Below are 16,137 nucleotides of genomic sequence, written 5' to 3'. Positions count from 1 at the left end.
TTTTATTGTTATTTTTTATTTGAACACATAGAGACATAGATCTGCTGGCTTTAAAAAAGACGTTTCACTTATTAAACAAACAGAACTCTACTGCTCAACTCATTTTTTTAATTTTTAATTCTCAATTTTTAATTTCAAATTAAGATTTCAATAATTCTTTTAATTTCGCTTCTAAATCTGCACCTCTTAAATTGTCGCCGATAATTACACCTTTACTATCAACTAAATACGTTGCTGGAATTGTTTTTACATTAAATGATTTACTCACTTTGTTATCATCTAAAAGATTGTGCCACTGCATATTTTCCTGACCTAAAGCTTTTTGCCAAGCTTTTTCATCTTTATCAATTGAAATACTTAAAATTTCGAATCCTTTTTCAGCATATTCAGAATAAGCGGTTTTAAGATTTGGAATTTCCTTGCGGCAAGGCGCGCACCACGAAGCCCAGAAATCAATTAAAATGTATTTTTTTCCGGCTACAATTTCTTTTGTTGTATACGCTTTTCCGGTCGCATCTTTCAAATTAAAATTAGCAACACTTGTCCCAATTAGCGATGTAGGATTCAAGTCTTTGTCAACCAATTGTCCGTAATAACTTTTTTTAGCCGTTTCTGAAAATTGCTCAAAAAGAGGTTTTTGGTCGGGCGTAAAATAACTGAATTGAGTTATCATAAAAAACGGCCCCCACCAAGTTGCTTTGTGTTTTGTTATAACATCTGTTGTACTTTTTTCTACTTTAGCAAAGAATGCTTTTTCATCTGCTTCAAATTTTTTCCATTCTGGAGTATTAGCAATAGAATCCATTACTTTTTTATTGCCGGTAGTTCTCGCCTTAGAATATAATTTTGCCAGTTCTTCGGTACCTTTATGATAAGCTTCGTAATCTTTGTTTAATTCTTGTTTAAAAGCAGTTTCCTTTTTAAAATAATCATTCGATTTAGATCCTGTAATAACTTCATTTTTAAAACTAATTCGCTCATCTTCTTTATTTGAAACTGATGCATCTGCTGTAACTTTTATTTTAGCATTTTCGGCTATTAAATTAATGTATCCTTTGTTTTTTCCAAACACTAAATAAAAAGATCTCGGTTCATTTAATTTTCCTGTGAAAGCAAATTTGCCTTCCTTAACTGTTGTTTCTGCAACTGGTAATTCAGAAGAATGTGTTGCTCCAGGAACTAATTGTACAGTTGTTCCATCTTGAAGCCCCGTAATATTTCCTTCAATAGAATAAGACGTCGCCGCTGGAACTGCCGTTTTTTTCTTTTGAGCAGTACCGTTGTTTGAAATTAAAAACAAACAGATTGATAATGCCTGCTATTTTATATTTAATTACTTTCATTTTTTTGATTGATATTTTAAAAAAAACTTCCCTTTCGGAGTTCCTAATCAGGAAGCTTTTAATTTATTATTTAGCTACATTTTGTGTAATTGTTCCGTTTCCTGGGTTTTGTGTAGCACCTTGAGGAAATGGCATTGTCCATAAATGAGAATCTGATGATAATGTGTAAGTATTCCCGTTTGCTGTTTTGGTGAAACTTACTTTATAAACACCCTCAGCATTTAAACGGCGTGCGTCTGCAAAAGCAATCAAGGTATTAGTAAGTTCATTACTTTTTGTTCTAAAAATAGCTCTCAATGCAGTGGCCTGATCTGTAGTCGAAATATCTTGATAAGAAGCTGGCAGAATACGCGTTTTACGTACTGTATTTAAAACTCCCAACGCCTCGCTAATTTTATTATCGCGAGCCAGACATTCTGCTTTAATCAAATACACTTCTACAGTTGTGATCCCTCCGAAGTTAAAAAAGCCAGACAAAGTTCTTCTGTAATACGTTTCGGCACCAACAGTGTAAATTTTCCAACGAGATATAAAACGTGTATCTCCAGCTTCAAAACGCTGCGCGCGTTCTACTGGAATACTGTTTTCTGTCGATAAATTATTTGTAATACCGTGACGATAATTATAATTTTCTACATAATTAAATCCCATAGGAGAAGTTGTAGCAGTATAAGAATTCGGAACATCGATAACTGCTTTATTGGTATTGTAATATCCAATCCAATCAAACAATTTATTATTTTCTGCCAATGCCAAATCTGCATATTTTAACGCTTCTGTATAATTATTCATTTGCAGATAAACTCTTGAATAAAATGCATAACCTGTGCCTAAATTTGGATGTAAAGCTGTCTGAGAAACTTTTGGCAAATAAGGCAGCCGCTTCTTTAACATCATTCAAAATAAAATCGTACAATTCTTGAATTGTGACTTGTTTGCTTGGCGCATTAATATTTGCACTCGTAATTAAGGGAACTGATAATTTTGTTGAAGCTGTTGAAGCTACATAAGTATCTGCATAAAAATTAACCAGATTAAAGTAATTCATGGCACGAAGTACTTTTGCTTCTGCCCAAACTATTCTTTGTTCTGCTTCTGTTGCTTTAGTTGTACTTAATGCATTTTCGATAATTAAATTAAAAGTAGAAATTCCTTGATAGCTGGCATAATACGCCGTTTCATCTGAAACCTTCAATGCAATACGATCGGCATTTTCGTCCCACATATAATTGGCATTATACAATCTATTACTTGCTAGAGAAGCAACAGTTACATATTGGTCATTTAATAATTGTGAAGCGCCAGTAATATCAACTCTGTGATTGGTATATTCGTCACGTAAAAAAGCTTCATAATCTGCTAATGTTGTTGGTGATTTTGATCCTTTTGGAACATCGCTCAAATAATCTTCGCAAGAGACTAATGTTGCTCCTAAAGCTAATAAGCACGCTATCTTTTTATATATATTTTTCATCGTCTAGTCCTTTATAAATTAGAAATTAACATTTACACCTAAAACAAAACTTGGAGAAGTGAAACCGCCTAAAATAAACTTAGCATCTCTGCTCTTTGCAAAAGTGTAAACGTTTTCTGCGTTTAAGTTGAAACGTACGCCGTCTAGTTTTACTTTTTTAATAAGTGCACTTGGCATTTGGTACGCTAAGGAAATGTTGCTTAATCTCAGATTTGAAGCATCCAAAATATTGATATCTGCATACGAATAAATTGTACGGGAATCTGAATTAAATTCTGGATCATATTCATAAACTGCTCTAGGGACATTTGTAAAAGCTTCGTCACCAGGTCGCATCCAACGATCTGCAATATGATTGTTTACAACTGTAATATCTGTTACATAACCTCCTGCAAGCACCATTATAATTGTTGGCTAACATTGGAAGGAAACTATTTCTTACCTTATGTCCTAACTCATAAATGAAAAGAGCCGAAAGCGAGAAATTCTTATAATTAACTGAAGTATGGAAAGAACCACTGTGTGTAGGAACTGTTGAACCATAGTCATCAATCGCTTCCAATTGTCCTGGATTGTATTTTACCGCAGTTCCTGAAGCATCATAAACCTGAGGAATTCCTGTACTGCTTAATCCTGCCCATTTGTAACCATAAATAGAATTAAAGTTGGTACCTACTCTAGGAAAAGACTGTGCTTGATCCAACTGTAAGTAATAAACAGGTGCTTTTACATTTACATAATCGACATTGTTTTTGTTGTAAGCATATAAAACTGCCGCGTCCCAAGAGAATGAAGGTGTTTTAACAATTGTTCCTCTTAAACTAACTTCGATACCTTTGTTAGTCATTTCTCCGTTGTTGATTTTATAGGTAGAATATCCCCATCCTTCTGTTGGAATTCCTTGACTGCTTGCTAATAAATTTTCTCCTTTTTTGTTATAAAGATCTACAGTTCCTCCTAATCTGCTGTTGAAGAGTGAGAAATCTAAACCGACGTTTGTTGTAGTAGTTTTTTCCCAAGATAATTCTGGATTTGGTCTTGATCGAACGGTTCCCTGATTTCCTCCAACATTTGGATTAGAATTATAATAAGCTGTTAAATAGGGAGCAGAATCTTTTGCAATATTTCCTCCTATACCATAAGAAACACGAACTTTAAGCGCATCTACCCATGAAGCTGTAAAGAATGATTCTTTATCGATATTCCATCCTGCTCCAGCTGACCATGTAGGCTTATTTTGATATTCACTGTCTGTTCCCCAAAGATTCGAACGATCCCATCTTAAACTTCCAGATACTGAATACTTTTTATCATATGTATAACCTCCTGTTCCATAAAGAGAAACGTAACGATTTAATAATTCTTTTTCTAATGAAAATTCGTCTTGTATCATATATCCACTAAACACACTTCCGTAAACTTTAAGAAGATCTGACTGATTTATGGGCGTAAAACCTAAGGTCTGAGCATCATATCCGTAACGTGTGTTATTATTAAATTGTAACTTACTGTGACGAATTTCCATACCTGCAATGGCAGAAAAATCATGCTTGTCAGCAAAAGTCTGATTGAAATTTAACTGCTGACGGAAATTATACGCATTTGTAATCTGCTCTGTATTTTTTACAATGTCTCCGTAAGGCAAATTATAAACTGCTCTGTTATTCGCAATTGTTACCATACCATTTACCTTACTTCTTACGTAATACGAGTCTTTATCAAATAACTGACTTTGGCGATCTGAACCAAATTCGTATTGAAACATAGCATTGTATGTAAAGGCATTACTGAATTTTATATTAACCTTGGCAAATGTTCTGTTTAAGAAATTTTTACTTTCAACTAAATTTCTTCCAAACTCATCCATTGGCGTAATATTCATATCATAAAGACCATAATTTTTGATAGAATTTAGCGTAAAAGCATTGTAGCGAGATTCTGGCGTAGAAACAAAATTAGTTCCATCATTATTAACCAATTGATTATACGGCTGATATTTAAATCCAGGTCCCGAAGTAAAATTAGGATTTGAAGCAAAATAACTCTGCGTATCTCCTGTACCAAAATTGGTGTAAGATCCTAAATCTAAAGACAACCAGCTGTTAATTTGTGTTGAGTTTTTTAAGTTAAGACCAACTGTTTCGTTTTCAGAATAAATATCTTCAAGCTGATTGCTTTTGTATGTCAAAGAAGCATTAAAGCTATTTGTTTCTGTTGCTTTACCTAAACTAAGATTGTGCTGTAGAAAATACTGATCGCGTTTTGCATATCGTGCAATATCATCAAAGTATTTGTAACCTTGAGAACCCAGTTGATCTAAGCGACCGTTCATTTCTGCCTGCGAAATATTTCCGGCATAACCGTTTAAAATAGTCTGCATTCCTAAACTTGTAAATACAGCATTATTTAGCATTGACTGTGCATAAGTACTTGCATTAGCCGTTTTTAAATTAGGATTTCCATCTGCCCATCCTCTTTCTAAACCAATAATATCTGCTGAATTTGTTAAGTTTCCTGTGTAATTTCTATAAGGCGTAACTGTTAAATTACTTGAAAAGGAAATAGTTGTCTTTCCTGCTTTTGCTTTTTTAGTGGTAATAACCACAACTCCATTTGTCGCACGTGCACCATAGATCGAAGAAGTCTGCAGCATCTTTTAAAACTGTAATAGTTTCAATATCTTCTAAATTCAGATTAGGTAAATTTTCTTCTATACTCGCATACGGAGTTAATTTTGTATTCTCTACCGGAAATCCATCAATTACATATAAAGGCGCACTTACACCCGTCATAGTAGTTGTACCACGAATTTTCCCATCTTGATATCCAACGATACGTCCTTCTAAAATTTTGTCTAAACTATTTAAACGTCGCTCTTGGAAATCTTTTGCTTTTAAACTAGAAAAAGATCCTGTTGCTTTTTCTGCACTAATATCCTGATAACCTGTCTTTAAAACAAGTCCTTCTAATTCCAAAACATCTTCTTTCAAAACAACATTGATAACGCTTCTTCCTTCAACTTTAATTTCTTGTCTTACATATCCTAAATAAGCAAATGCCAATGTAGTTTCACTGCTTACGGTAATTATCTGATATTCTCCATTAAAATCTGTTTGTACACCTCTTCCTGAACCGTTATCAGAAATCGCGGCACCAACTAAAGGCATTCCTTTTTCGTCTGTAACTCTACCTTTTACAATAAAATCTGCCTCAGCTTTTACTGTCTGCTTGTCTTCTGGCGCTTTTTTCGCCATAAGAACAATATGGTTTCCAGAAACTTTGTAATCAGTTCCCGTATTTCCAAAAATGGTATTTAATAGTGTTTCAATAGCAACATTACTCTCATTAATAGTAATGATTCTGTTTAAATCTACAGATCTAACATTGTAGACAAATCTATAGTTGGTCGTGTATTCAAGCTTTTCAATAGCTTTTGCAACAGTCATATTATTAGCGCTGAAAGAAATTTTAGCTTTTTGCGAATAACTGGTTCCGGCGTGCATTATTGTTAAGGCGGTGAATAAAAATAATGTGGTCAATTTCATCTTCAAATCAAATTTCAAAAAAGGCTTGTCGAACCTGATTCTGTTCAATAGTTTTTTCATACTTTTAAAATGTTTTTTTTAATGTTGGTTGGTTAATTAACTGACCGCATTTACTCTACCGGGAAATGTTGGCGCATTTTCCGGTTTTTTTATAAATAACGATCCTTTTCATTTTTGGATTCGTGTTACATAGGCGCTTATATTTATTTTAGATTGTTGATTCTAGATTGTTGATTTTAGATTATAATGGATTTCTTTAATCTTTAATCTTTAATCTTTAATCTTTAATTTTTAATTTTTAATTCTATTTAATCGTAATTCTATCTCTGTCAATAATATAATTTATGGCGTAACTATCGCTGAAATATTTCAGAACTACTTCAATTGGTTCATTATCAAAGCGGGCATTAAAAATTTCTTTTCCCAGCATTTTATTTCTGTTAATGAAAGTTACATTATAATGACGTTCCAGCTTTTGGATAATATCATTAAAAGAAGCATTTTTAAATACCAGACTTCCTTTTACCCAAGCTGTATAATAATCTGTATTAACTTCTTCCGTTCTAATTACCGATTGGCCTCTTATATTTGAACCTTTTTCTCCAGGTTTTAAATAAACAGGATTTTCTTTCGTTTTCTCATCTTTATAAAGCGACACTTTCCCATCCACCAAAACAACATCTGTGCTTCTATTTTCAGTATAGGTATCCACATTAAACTTAGTTCCCAAAACCTCAACATTTACATTCTGCGTATTCACGAGAAACGGATGCATTTTGTCTTTTTCAACTTCGAAATACGCTTCTCCAAGCAGATAAACTTGTCGGTTTTGATTTTTTATAAACTGCACTGGATATCGAAATGATGTTCCAGCGTTTAAATACACCAAAGTTCCATCTGATAATTGTACTTCAAACTTTTTACCGTACGGAATTCTAATTGTATTGTAAACTGCAGTTCCTTCTGCATACGATTTAGAATAAACCAATCTGTTTTTTTCCTGTTTTCCAATTACATTTCCGTCTTTATCGATTACATTTCGTGCTTCATTTGGATTAAGAGTCTGCGATTCGTCGCCAAGTTGCAATACAATTTCATCTTCTCTCGGAATGACACTATTTTGTTTGGATTGAGGAGCATCTGAATTTTTATAAAAATAAAAGTCGCCCAAAGCCACAATTAAAATCGCCGCATATTTAAAATACGATGAAAATCTTCTTTTTCTAAAAACATTATTTTCTTTTTGAATTCTTTCTGAAAGTTGTTTTCTAACTTCAGTAGAATCAAAAGAGTTCATAACGGTATCCACTGCGTAATTGGTTTTTATAAAATCCTTAAACACAATTCGGTTTTCATCCTCCTTTAACCATTCTGTCAGCGTTTCAATTTCTTCCTGACTTGCCTGATTTGTGATAAATTTAACGATTAACCGTTCTGATTTTTTCACTGTCATTTTAGTTGTTTTTAATATTATTACGAAGCAAAAAAACAAAACCCTAACAATTTGATAAAGTTTTTTTCATTTTGATGATTTTTTTATTTTTCACAAGTTTTTTTCCTCAATAAATTCTACTAATTTGATAGAGATTAAAGGGTAAATGTTTTTATCTTTGCGATTTTGACCTGTTTTATTTGTAATAATTTTCAAATAGAAAATACTAAAAGGACTTATTTTTTATTAAAAAAACGCCGATTTAGATCCTAAAAACTATTAATTTATATATTTGTTTCTATGAAAACCGATGATTACCACGATAATGATACACTAATTGAGTCTCTTAGAAATGGAGATGAAATGGCGTACAGCTATCTAATCGATACTTATCATCATAAACTTTGCGTGTACGCCAACAGTTTGGTAAAAAATGTTTACAGTGCCGAAGACATTGTTCAAAATGTTTTTATCAAGGTTTGGGAACAACGCACGAGATTAAAATCGGATCACGCTTTAAAGAGTTTTCTCTACAAATTAACTTATAATGAGTTCATCGATTTATATCGAAAAAATCAATCTCTGTTTTCTTTAGAAAAGTCGTATTACGATGCTTTGAACGGAATTGTTCAAGAAGATGACTCAGAAGCTTTTCAGAGAGTTCTGAATGCTGTAAACAAGGAAATTCAAAATCTGCCTCCAAAATGTAAAGAGGTTTTTATTTTGAGTAAAAAAAGAAGGTTTAACCAATATTGAAATTGCAGAGCATCTGGATGTTTCTATAAAAACCGTTGAAGCTCAAATTACTAAAGCCTTTTCTATTCTACGTTCTTCACTAGAGGAAAAAGTGAGAAGCGTTTTGTTTGTATTATTTGCTAAGAAAAAAAAATCAGACTAAATTAATTAATCTGAATCTTTTGACTTTATTGTTTTAAAGCATAAATAAACCCAATTCCCTTTTGACCATTTTCGAGTTCGTATTCTGTTTGAATTCGAATATAACCGTCTCCTTCAAATTCGTCCAGATAATCCCAATTCTGAGTTAGATCATAAGAAAAAAGAACATAACAATTAATTGTTTCTGCTTCATCAGGATTTACAGAAATAAAACCATTATAACCTAAAGAAGAACCCCAGCCACCTTCTTCCAGCTTTCCCTTAATACTTGCTTTTTTCCACTCTCCCTTTATCGGATCCATAACCGAATGATTTGATTCACCCGGCGCCAGCGAACCATAAATAATCAAAGCCGGAATTAATTCTAAATCTCTCATCTTTATTCTATTATCTTGCTTCCTTCTTCTTTCTTCTTGCTTCTTTCTTCTTTCTTCTTTCTTCTTTCTTCTTTCTTCTTTCTTCTATTTTCTATTCTCTTTCTTCTTTCTTCTTTCTCCCCCTAAAACTCTAAAACAGGCATCTTCATATCATGATACAAAAGTACTTTCCAATTCTCTTCTTTAGCCTGCAGTTCCCATTTTTTACGTGATTCCATGGCGCGCTTTCCATCAAAATCTGTTTTGTAGGCTACGTGCATTGACAAATATACTTTTTGAGGTAAATCGTCAGCGCCGTAAAATACAATTTCATCGTTGGCTTTGATCCAAAATACTTGATGGAATTTGGTATGTCCAGCCGAAACTTCATAGAAAATTTCATCGGTAATTTTTCCGCTGTCAGAATCTAGTAATTCAACATTCGGAAGTTTTTCCAATTCACTTAATATTTCAAAAACATAAGACGGATTATTGATTTGTTCTAAAGCAAAATCTATTTCTCTTTTTTGAATGTAAATCGTTGCATTAGGAAAATTTTGAACCAAATTACCATTCTCAAAGTAACCAATTCCTTCTATATGATCTTTGTGTAAATGCGAAACCAAAATTTTTGTAATTTGTTCCGGCTCAATATTATTTTTTCTTAAGATTTGATGAATAAATGGAATTCCATCATTTACAAATCCTAGACCAAAATCAAGTAAAATAACATCATGATCTGTAATAACCAGAAAAGGCTGAATTGCCATTTTGAGTCCAGAATCGGTCGTTTTTTCTGTAATAAGTTTGAATTCTTTTTTAGAATCTGCAATATAATTTCCTTCTTGTAAAGCTATGATTTTCATTTTGTTCTTGCGCTAATTTTATAACAACACAAAGTTCTTAAGAATTTCTATATTTGTAAAACCTTATTTTTCGATAAAATCAATCGATAAAACCGATTTATAAATGGAACTCAGACAACTCAAATATTTTCTTAAAGCAAAGGAATTATTGAATTTCACCGAAGCAAGATCGGCATTACATATTAGCCAAAGCACTTTATCACAACAAATTAAACAATTGGAAGAGGAACTGCAAGTACCGCTTTTTAATAGAATTGGTAAACGAATCAGTTTGACAGAAGCGGGAGATTTATTTTCTGTTTACGCACAGCAATCTGTTAATAAAGTCGCTGACGGTTTCGAACTTTTAAAAGATCTGAATAATCTTGAAACAGGAAAAATTGCAATTGGTGTTACGTATGCATTGCGTCATGTGGTTACAAAAGCTTTGATTGTATTTAGTTCAGAATATCCTAAAATTCAATTCGAAATTGTATTTGGAACTTCGCAGGAATTAATTCAAAAACTGAATCATTTTGAACTCGATGTAATTTTGACTTTTGAAGAAATCGCTTCCGAGGCTCATTTCAAATACAGGGAATTATTTACTTCTCCAATGGCTTTGGTAACTTCGTCTGAAACGCCTTTAATTCATAAAAAAAGTATTTCTCTAAAAGAAGTTAGTTCCTTGCCGCTTGCATTGCCATCGAGTGGTTTTAGCACCACGCAGTTTATTAATAAGGCTTTTGAAAAAGACAAACTTCACCCAAAAGTCACAATTGAAATAAACGATATTCCGACTTTGCTTGAATTAATTAAAACTGGAAAATGGCATACGATCTTAACCAAAACAACAGTCGAAAACGAAAAAGATTTATTCGCTATTCCGATAAAAGGACAAAATATGACACGAACCGCAATGCTGATTTCTTTGAAAGAAGTCTATGAGAAAAAGGCTGTTATTGCTTTTTTGAAAACACTGATGGAGAATTTGAAATAGATTTTTTTATTCTTTCTTAGAAACATGAATCCAGAAATAATCAGTCGGTTTCAATTAAAAAAACTCCGTTTCAAATGACTGAAAGGGAGTTTAAAATTGTACAAAAATGGAATTTATTAAAGATTCATCTTTTTAGCATCTTCAACAAATTGTTTTAAACCAATATCGGTTAACGGATGTTTTAATAATCCTTTTATTGCCGAAAGTGGTCCCGTCATTACATCCGACCCTACTTTTGCACAGTTTACAATATGCATAGTATGTCTTATTGAGGCAGATAATATTTGTGTTTGATAATTATAATTATCGTAGATTTCTCTAATTTCTTCAATTAGATGCATTCCGTCTGTCGAAACATCATCTAAACGTCCTAAAAATGGAGAAACATAAGTCGCTCCAGCTTTTGCCGCTAATAAAGCTTGTCCAGCAGAAAATACTAAAGTTACATTGGTTTTAATTCCTTTAGAAGAAAAGTATTTACAAGCTTTTATGCCATCGCCAATCATAGGCAGTTTCACCACAATCTGCGGATGAAGTGCGACAAGCTCCTCGCCTTCTCGTATCATGCCGTCAAAATCGGTTGAAATTACCTCGGCAGAAACATCGCCCTCTACGATATTACAAATATTCAAATAATGTTTTAGAATATTATCTTTTCCGCTAATTCCTTCTTTTGCCATTAAAGATGGATTGGTTGTTACGCCGTCTAAAACGCCTAATGCCTGCGCTTCTTCAATATCTTGAAGATTAGCGGTATCAATAAAAAATTTCATAGTTTTTTGGTTTAAATAGTTTGATTAAATAGTGGTTTATTTTGAATATAATCGTGTAGTTTGTCGTTTCTTGTTCCTTGAAATGACAAGATTGTGTTTAATTAACTTTGACAAAGATTCTGTGTAGATTCCAGCAATTTGTAGAAACGCACTGCAGTGCGTCTAAGTACAGTGAGTAAAATGTGCATTTTGATCGATTCCGCTCTTCAAAAAACCTTCAATAAAAAAATACTCACTTATTATTTTATCAAACTGACTTATTTTGGTTTTCATTATCAAAAAATAGTAACTAAACCTTCCATCTATTTTCATCAAATTTAAATCTCAAAAACAATTCATAATCTTAAATACACATTCTTTTATTTTATCTTAAGAAATAAATTAAAATAGCTTTTAAAAACAATTTAACTTTCTATAGCTGTCATTTTAAAAATTATAAATCTTTCAGATATTCTGTCTTAATAAATATTTTTAAAAAGACCTAACAGGTTTTAAAAACCTGTTAGGTCTCATATCTTCTAAAAAATACCCATTAAATATATTGGTTGATGATATTTTCAAACAATTCTTGTTTACCACTTTGAAGCGTTAATTCTCCATTTTGGTTTGCAATATCATATAAATCTTTAAGGTTTAATTTTCCGTTTTCGAATTCTTTACCTTTTCCAGAATCAAAAGAGCTGTATCTTTCTGTTCTTAATTTTTCGTAAGGAGACGAAGTAATAATTTTATCTGCAGTCAATAAAGCCCTTGCAAAAGTATCAGCACCACCAATGTGCGCCAAGAAAACATCTTCTAAATCTGTAGAGTTTCTTCTGATTTTTGCGTCAAAGTTTACACCGCCACCTTGTAATCCGCCAGCTTTTAAGAAAACCAACATAGCTTCAGTAGTTTCCTGGATATTATTTGGGAACTGATCTGTATCCCATCCGTTTTGGTAATCACCTCTGTTTGCATCGATACTTCCTAACATTCCTGCTTTTGCAAGCAACTTCTAATTCGTGTTGGAAAGTGTGTTGTGCCAATGTAGCGTGGTTTACCTCGATATTGATTTTGAAATCTTTATCTAAACCATATTCTTTTAAGAATCCAATTGCTGTTGCAGTGTCAAAATCGTATTGGTGTTTAGACGGCTCCATTGGTTTTGGCTCGATAAAGAAAGTTCCTTTAAAACCTTGAGCTCTTGCATAATCTCTAGACATTGCCAAGAATTGCGCCATGTGGTCTAATTCTCTTCCCATATCTGTGTTTAGTAAAGACATATAACCTTCTCTACCACCCCAGAATACGTAGTTTTCTCCGCCTAATGCAATCGTTGCGTCAAGCGCTAATTTTACTTGTCCTCCGGCTCTTGCTACTACATTAAAATCAGGATTTGTAGCCGCACCGTTCATAAATCTTGGATTTGAAAAACAGTTTGAAGTTCCCCAAAGTAATTTAATTCCAGACTCCGCTTTTTTCTGTTTTAAGTATTCTGTAATTGTCGCCAGACGTTTTTCAGATTCTGCGAAAGTTGCTCCTTCAGCGATCAAATCGTAATCGTGGAAACAGAAATAATCGAATCCCATTTTGCTTATAAATTCAAAAGTCGCATCAGCCTTGTCTCTTGTCGCTTGAACCGCATCTGTAGATTGATCCCAAGCAAATTGCTGTGTTCCTGGTCCGAATGGATCACTTCCTTGTCCGCAGAAAGTGTGCCAGTATGCAATAGCAAATTTAAAGTGCTCACGCATAGTTTTTCCAGCTACAACTTGGTCTGGATTGTAATATTTAAATGCTAATGGATTATCAGATTCCTTTCCTTCAAATTTAATTTGACCAATACCTTTGTAGTATTCTTTATCTCCTAAAACTATCATTTTGTTCTTTTATTTATTTGTTAATATTAATTCTAACTCTTGTTTCCATTTTTGATATGCCGTCTCGTAAGGCTCTTTGTTTGTCAGCGGTAAAAAAGTCATTACATGATCGTTGGCACTAATATTAGCTCCAAATTTATTATAATCACCATCTTTTAAGCCTACTGCTCTCGCCGCGCCTACTGCTCCCGTCGTATTGTAAATTTCAATTTCGTGACCAATTAAAGTCGCCACGGTATTAGAGAAAATCTCCGAACGGAAAAGGTTATCATTTCCTGCTCTAATAACATTAATAGTCGCATTATCATCTTTTAAACATTCCATTCCGTACACAAACGAAAAAGCAATTCCTTCTAAAGAAGCTCTAAACAAATGTGCACTGTTGTGAATATTTAAGTTGAGGTTCAAGAAATGAGTTCCAATATTCTTGTTGTTGAACATACGCTCAGCTCCATTTCCAAACGGAATTACGACCACACCTTCTGATCCCACTTCAATATTCGAAGCTTTTTCATTCATTGCTTCATAACTTTCGTTACCCATATTATTACGTAGCCATCTGTACTGAATTCCTGCTCCGTTAATATTCAATAATTTACCAATTCGAGGCGTCTCCAATTCGTAATTAACGTGAACGAAATTGTTTACTCGCGTACTTTTTCCTGATGACAATTCGCTTACAGCATAAAATACACCCGAAGTTCCGCCCGTAGCCGCAACTTCTCCCGGATTCAACACATTCAATGCCAAAGCATTATTAGGCTGATCTCCCGCTCTGTACACAATTGGAATTCCTGCCGGAAGTCCAGATGCGACCGAAGCTTGTTCTGTAACAATTCCTTGATTTGTAAAGTTTTCTACAATTCTTGGCGTCAAAGATTGGTCAATTCCATAATAATCCAAAAGCCAGTCGGCCACTTTATTGTCTTTATAATCCCAAAGCATTCCTTCAGACAAACCATTTTTGGTTGTTGTTACTTCGCCTGTTAGTTTCAAAGCGATATAATCTCCAGGAAGCATGTATTTATCAATATTATTGTAAACTTCTGGTTCATTTTCTTTCACCCATTTCAATTTCGAAGCCGTAAAATTTCCCGGAGAATTTAATAAATGCTCCATACATTTTTGCTCTCCAATTTCTGAGAAAGCCTTATTTCCAATTTCAACCGCACGGCTGTCGCACCAAATGATCGAATTTCTAAGCGAATTTCCAGCTTTGTCCACAATCACCAATCCGTGCATTTGATACGAAATACCAATTCCCTGAATTTTAGACGCATCGATATTAGCTTCTTTAATCGCTCTTTTTGTAGCCGTACAAATGTGCCGCCACCAAATTTCAGGATCCTGTTCTGCCCAGTCTGAATGCAGAGACAAAATTTCCATTTCGTTTTGAGGCTCGTTCAAAACAATTACTTTTTTGCCCGTTTCGGCTTCTACCAAGGTCAGCCTTGACAGAAGAACTTCCAATATCATATCCGATATAATACATAATTTACAATGATTCTCTTAATATTAAATTTGTTGGCACATAACACTGAGTATCTTCATCATGCGTAATAAATGCCGCTTTGGTTCCTATTTCTTTAAAATCAGTTGAAACAACCGATATTCCTTTATATATAAATTTTTTCATTGGAGTTTCGTTATACGACAAAAAACCAACATCTTTTCCAGGCTCAAAATCCTTCTCTTTACATTGCTCTAAAAAGTATCCCAAAATCCTGTCACTCACACTGATGTAAGCAATTTCTTTTTCGATATTAAACTTTTTAGGATCTGTAATAATTTCATATTTAAAATTAAAATCACCACAGAATTTCTTAAAAAACTCAACCGTTTCCCACGGGTGATTCGTAAAATCTGGATATATAAAATCTATCTTTTTATACTTTTTAAACAAATCAACCGCCTGTGTCAAAGAATCATAAAATGCCTTTCCAAAATCCTGAAAAACATAATTATGCGTTTTATCCGCCTGAATATTCCAATCGATCAAAAGCAGTTTATCATTTGAAATTGCCGACAAAGCCGGAGCAATCGCCTTGTGATCAAAATTCATAACCACATATTTATAGTACTTCCCGATTCCGTTATTGATAATCGTTTTAAAAACATCAATATTATAGTGATGAAACTGCACATCAATAATCACATTATCTGGCAGATTATTTACAACCGAATGATACAAAACCTCTTTATAAGCTTTAAAAGTATCTAAAACCAAAAGTACTTTTCTCGTTTCACCTGCCACATAATAGCCTTTATTGGGTACAGAATCGATTGTTTTCTGCTCCTTTAGAATCGAATATGCCTTAAAAACTGTATCCCTAGAAAGCTGATATGTTTTGCAGATCACATTCACAGATGGCGACGAAATCTCCCTTTTGCAAAATATTTTCTGCAATCGAATTTGTGATTCCGTCAACCAGTCGCTGGTACTTCGGAATATCACTGTCATGATTAATTATAAACTCAAATTTTTCTTCTTCTTTTAGCATACCGTTCTGTTCCGTTCTGTTATGCTAAAGTAGATAAATTTCTTTTACAAAAAATTCTTTTTGACATTAAAATTGTTAATTTTTAAAAATTACTATTTTCAAATTTTGGGCG

Annotated in this window: 14 protein-coding genes and 2 pseudogenes; 2 read left to right on the top strand and 14 right to left on the bottom strand. The window is 33.3% G+C overall.

Going from position 1 to position 16,137, the window contains the following annotated elements:
• Nucleotides 1-139: 139 nt before the first annotated feature.
• The 7 genes from ACZZ95_RS11325 to ACZZ95_RS11295 all read right to left on the bottom strand — a co-directional run bounded on the left by ACZZ95_RS11325 (nt 140) and on the right by ACZZ95_RS11295 (nt 7,815).
• Nucleotides 140-1,300 (bottom strand): redoxin domain-containing protein, encoded by a 1,161-nt coding sequence (locus ACZZ95_RS11325; RefSeq protein WP_463469083.1) that lies wholly within the window; start codon nt 1,298-1,300, stop codon nt 140-142.
• Between the two features lie 109 nt (nt 1,301-1,409).
• Nucleotides 1,410-2,135 carry a hypothetical protein gene (locus tag ACZZ95_RS11320; protein WP_463469082.1) on the bottom strand — a complete coding sequence of 242 codons (726 nt, stop codon included), beginning with the start codon at nt 2,133-2,135 and terminating at the stop codon, nt 1,410-1,412.
• The gene (locus ACZZ95_RS11315; RefSeq protein WP_463469081.1) at nt 2,128-2,817 is read right to left on the bottom strand and encodes a RagB/SusD family nutrient uptake outer membrane protein; all 690 of its coding nucleotides are present in this window, start codon (nt 2,815-2,817) and stop codon (nt 2,128-2,130) included. Before ACZZ95_RS11315 ends, ACZZ95_RS11320 begins: the two co-directional genes overlap by 8 nt.
• An 18-nt stretch (nt 2,818-2,835) precedes the next feature.
• The gene (locus ACZZ95_RS11310; protein ID WP_463469080.1) at nt 2,836-3,219 is read right to left on the bottom strand and encodes a hypothetical protein; all 384 of its coding nucleotides are present in this window, start codon (nt 3,217-3,219) and stop codon (nt 2,836-2,838) included.
• Nucleotides 3,140-5,470 carry a SusC/RagA family TonB-linked outer membrane protein gene (locus ACZZ95_RS11305; protein ID WP_463469079.1) on the bottom strand — a complete coding sequence of 777 codons (2,331 nt, stop codon included), beginning with the start codon at nt 5,468-5,470 and terminating at the stop codon, nt 3,140-3,142. Before ACZZ95_RS11305 ends, ACZZ95_RS11310 begins: the two co-directional genes overlap by 80 nt.
• Complete coding sequence (locus ACZZ95_RS11300) at nt 5,406-6,422, bottom strand: STN domain-containing protein (RefSeq protein ID WP_463469078.1); 1,017 nt, start codon at nt 6,420-6,422, stop codon at nt 5,406-5,408. The genes ACZZ95_RS11305 and ACZZ95_RS11300 overlap by 65 nt, the downstream gene beginning before the upstream one ends.
• 244 nt (nt 6,423-6,666) lie before the next feature.
• Nucleotides 6,667-7,815 (bottom strand): FecR family protein, encoded by a 1,149-nt coding sequence (locus ACZZ95_RS11295; RefSeq protein ID WP_463469077.1) that lies wholly within the window; start codon nt 7,813-7,815, stop codon nt 6,667-6,669.
• Nucleotides 7,816-8,094: 279 nt separating this feature from the next.
• Between ACZZ95_RS11295 and ACZZ95_RS11290 the strand changes: the two genes are divergently transcribed.
• A complete protein-coding gene (locus tag ACZZ95_RS11290) occupies nt 8,095-8,550 on the top strand; it encodes an RNA polymerase sigma factor (protein ID WP_463469076.1) in 456 nt (151 codons plus the stop codon).
• A 167-nt stretch (nt 8,551-8,717) separates the two neighbouring features.
• Here ACZZ95_RS11290 and ACZZ95_RS11285 read toward each other — a convergent pair whose 3' ends face one another.
• The gene (locus ACZZ95_RS11285; RefSeq protein ID WP_463469075.1) at nt 8,718-9,068 is read right to left on the bottom strand and encodes a gamma-glutamylcyclotransferase family protein; all 351 of its coding nucleotides are present in this window, start codon (nt 9,066-9,068) and stop codon (nt 8,718-8,720) included.
• 122 nt (nt 9,069-9,190) lie between these two features.
• Nucleotides 9,191-9,913 carry an MBL fold metallo-hydrolase gene (locus ACZZ95_RS11280; RefSeq protein WP_463469074.1) on the bottom strand — a complete coding sequence of 241 codons (723 nt, stop codon included), beginning with the start codon at nt 9,911-9,913 and terminating at the stop codon, nt 9,191-9,193.
• Nucleotides 9,914-10,016: 103 nt separating this feature from the next.
• Here ACZZ95_RS11280 and ACZZ95_RS11275 point away from each other — a divergent pair, with 103 nt between their 5' ends.
• Nucleotides 10,017-10,892 (top strand): LysR substrate-binding domain-containing protein, encoded by an 876-nt coding sequence (locus tag ACZZ95_RS11275; protein ID WP_463469073.1) that lies wholly within the window; start codon nt 10,017-10,019, stop codon nt 10,890-10,892.
• A 116-nt stretch (nt 10,893-11,008) separates the two neighbouring features.
• Here the strand turns inward: ACZZ95_RS11275 and fsa are convergent, their stop codons facing one another.
• The 5 genes and pseudogenes from fsa to ACZZ95_RS11250 all read right to left on the bottom strand — a co-directional run bounded on the left by fsa (nt 11,009) and on the right by ACZZ95_RS11250 (nt 16,025).
• Nucleotides 11,009-11,665 (bottom strand): fructose-6-phosphate aldolase, encoded by a 657-nt coding sequence (gene fsa / locus ACZZ95_RS11270; protein WP_463469072.1) that lies wholly within the window; start codon nt 11,663-11,665, stop codon nt 11,009-11,011.
• A 532-nt stretch (nt 11,666-12,197) separates the two neighbouring features.
• Nucleotides 12,198-13,524: pseudogene (gene xylA / locus ACZZ95_RS11265) on the bottom strand (xylose isomerase).
• Nucleotides 13,525-13,533: 9 nt separating this feature from the next.
• Nucleotides 13,534-15,016 (bottom strand): annotated as a pseudogene (locus tag ACZZ95_RS11260) (xylulokinase).
• Between the two features lie 3 nt (nt 15,017-15,019).
• A complete protein-coding gene (locus tag ACZZ95_RS11255; RefSeq protein WP_463469071.1) occupies nt 15,020-15,883 on the bottom strand; it encodes a GntR family transcriptional regulator in 864 nt (287 codons plus the stop codon).
• The gene (locus tag ACZZ95_RS11250) at nt 15,855-16,025 is read right to left on the bottom strand and encodes a hypothetical protein (protein ID WP_463469070.1); all 171 of its coding nucleotides are present in this window, start codon (nt 16,023-16,025) and stop codon (nt 15,855-15,857) included. The genes ACZZ95_RS11255 and ACZZ95_RS11250 overlap by 29 nt, the downstream gene beginning before the upstream one ends.
• Between the last annotated feature and the right edge of the window lie 112 nt (nt 16,026-16,137).

The organism is Flavobacterium sp. AC267, assembly GCF_979258715.1.
This window is presented reverse-complemented; position numbering and strand designations above follow the sequence as displayed.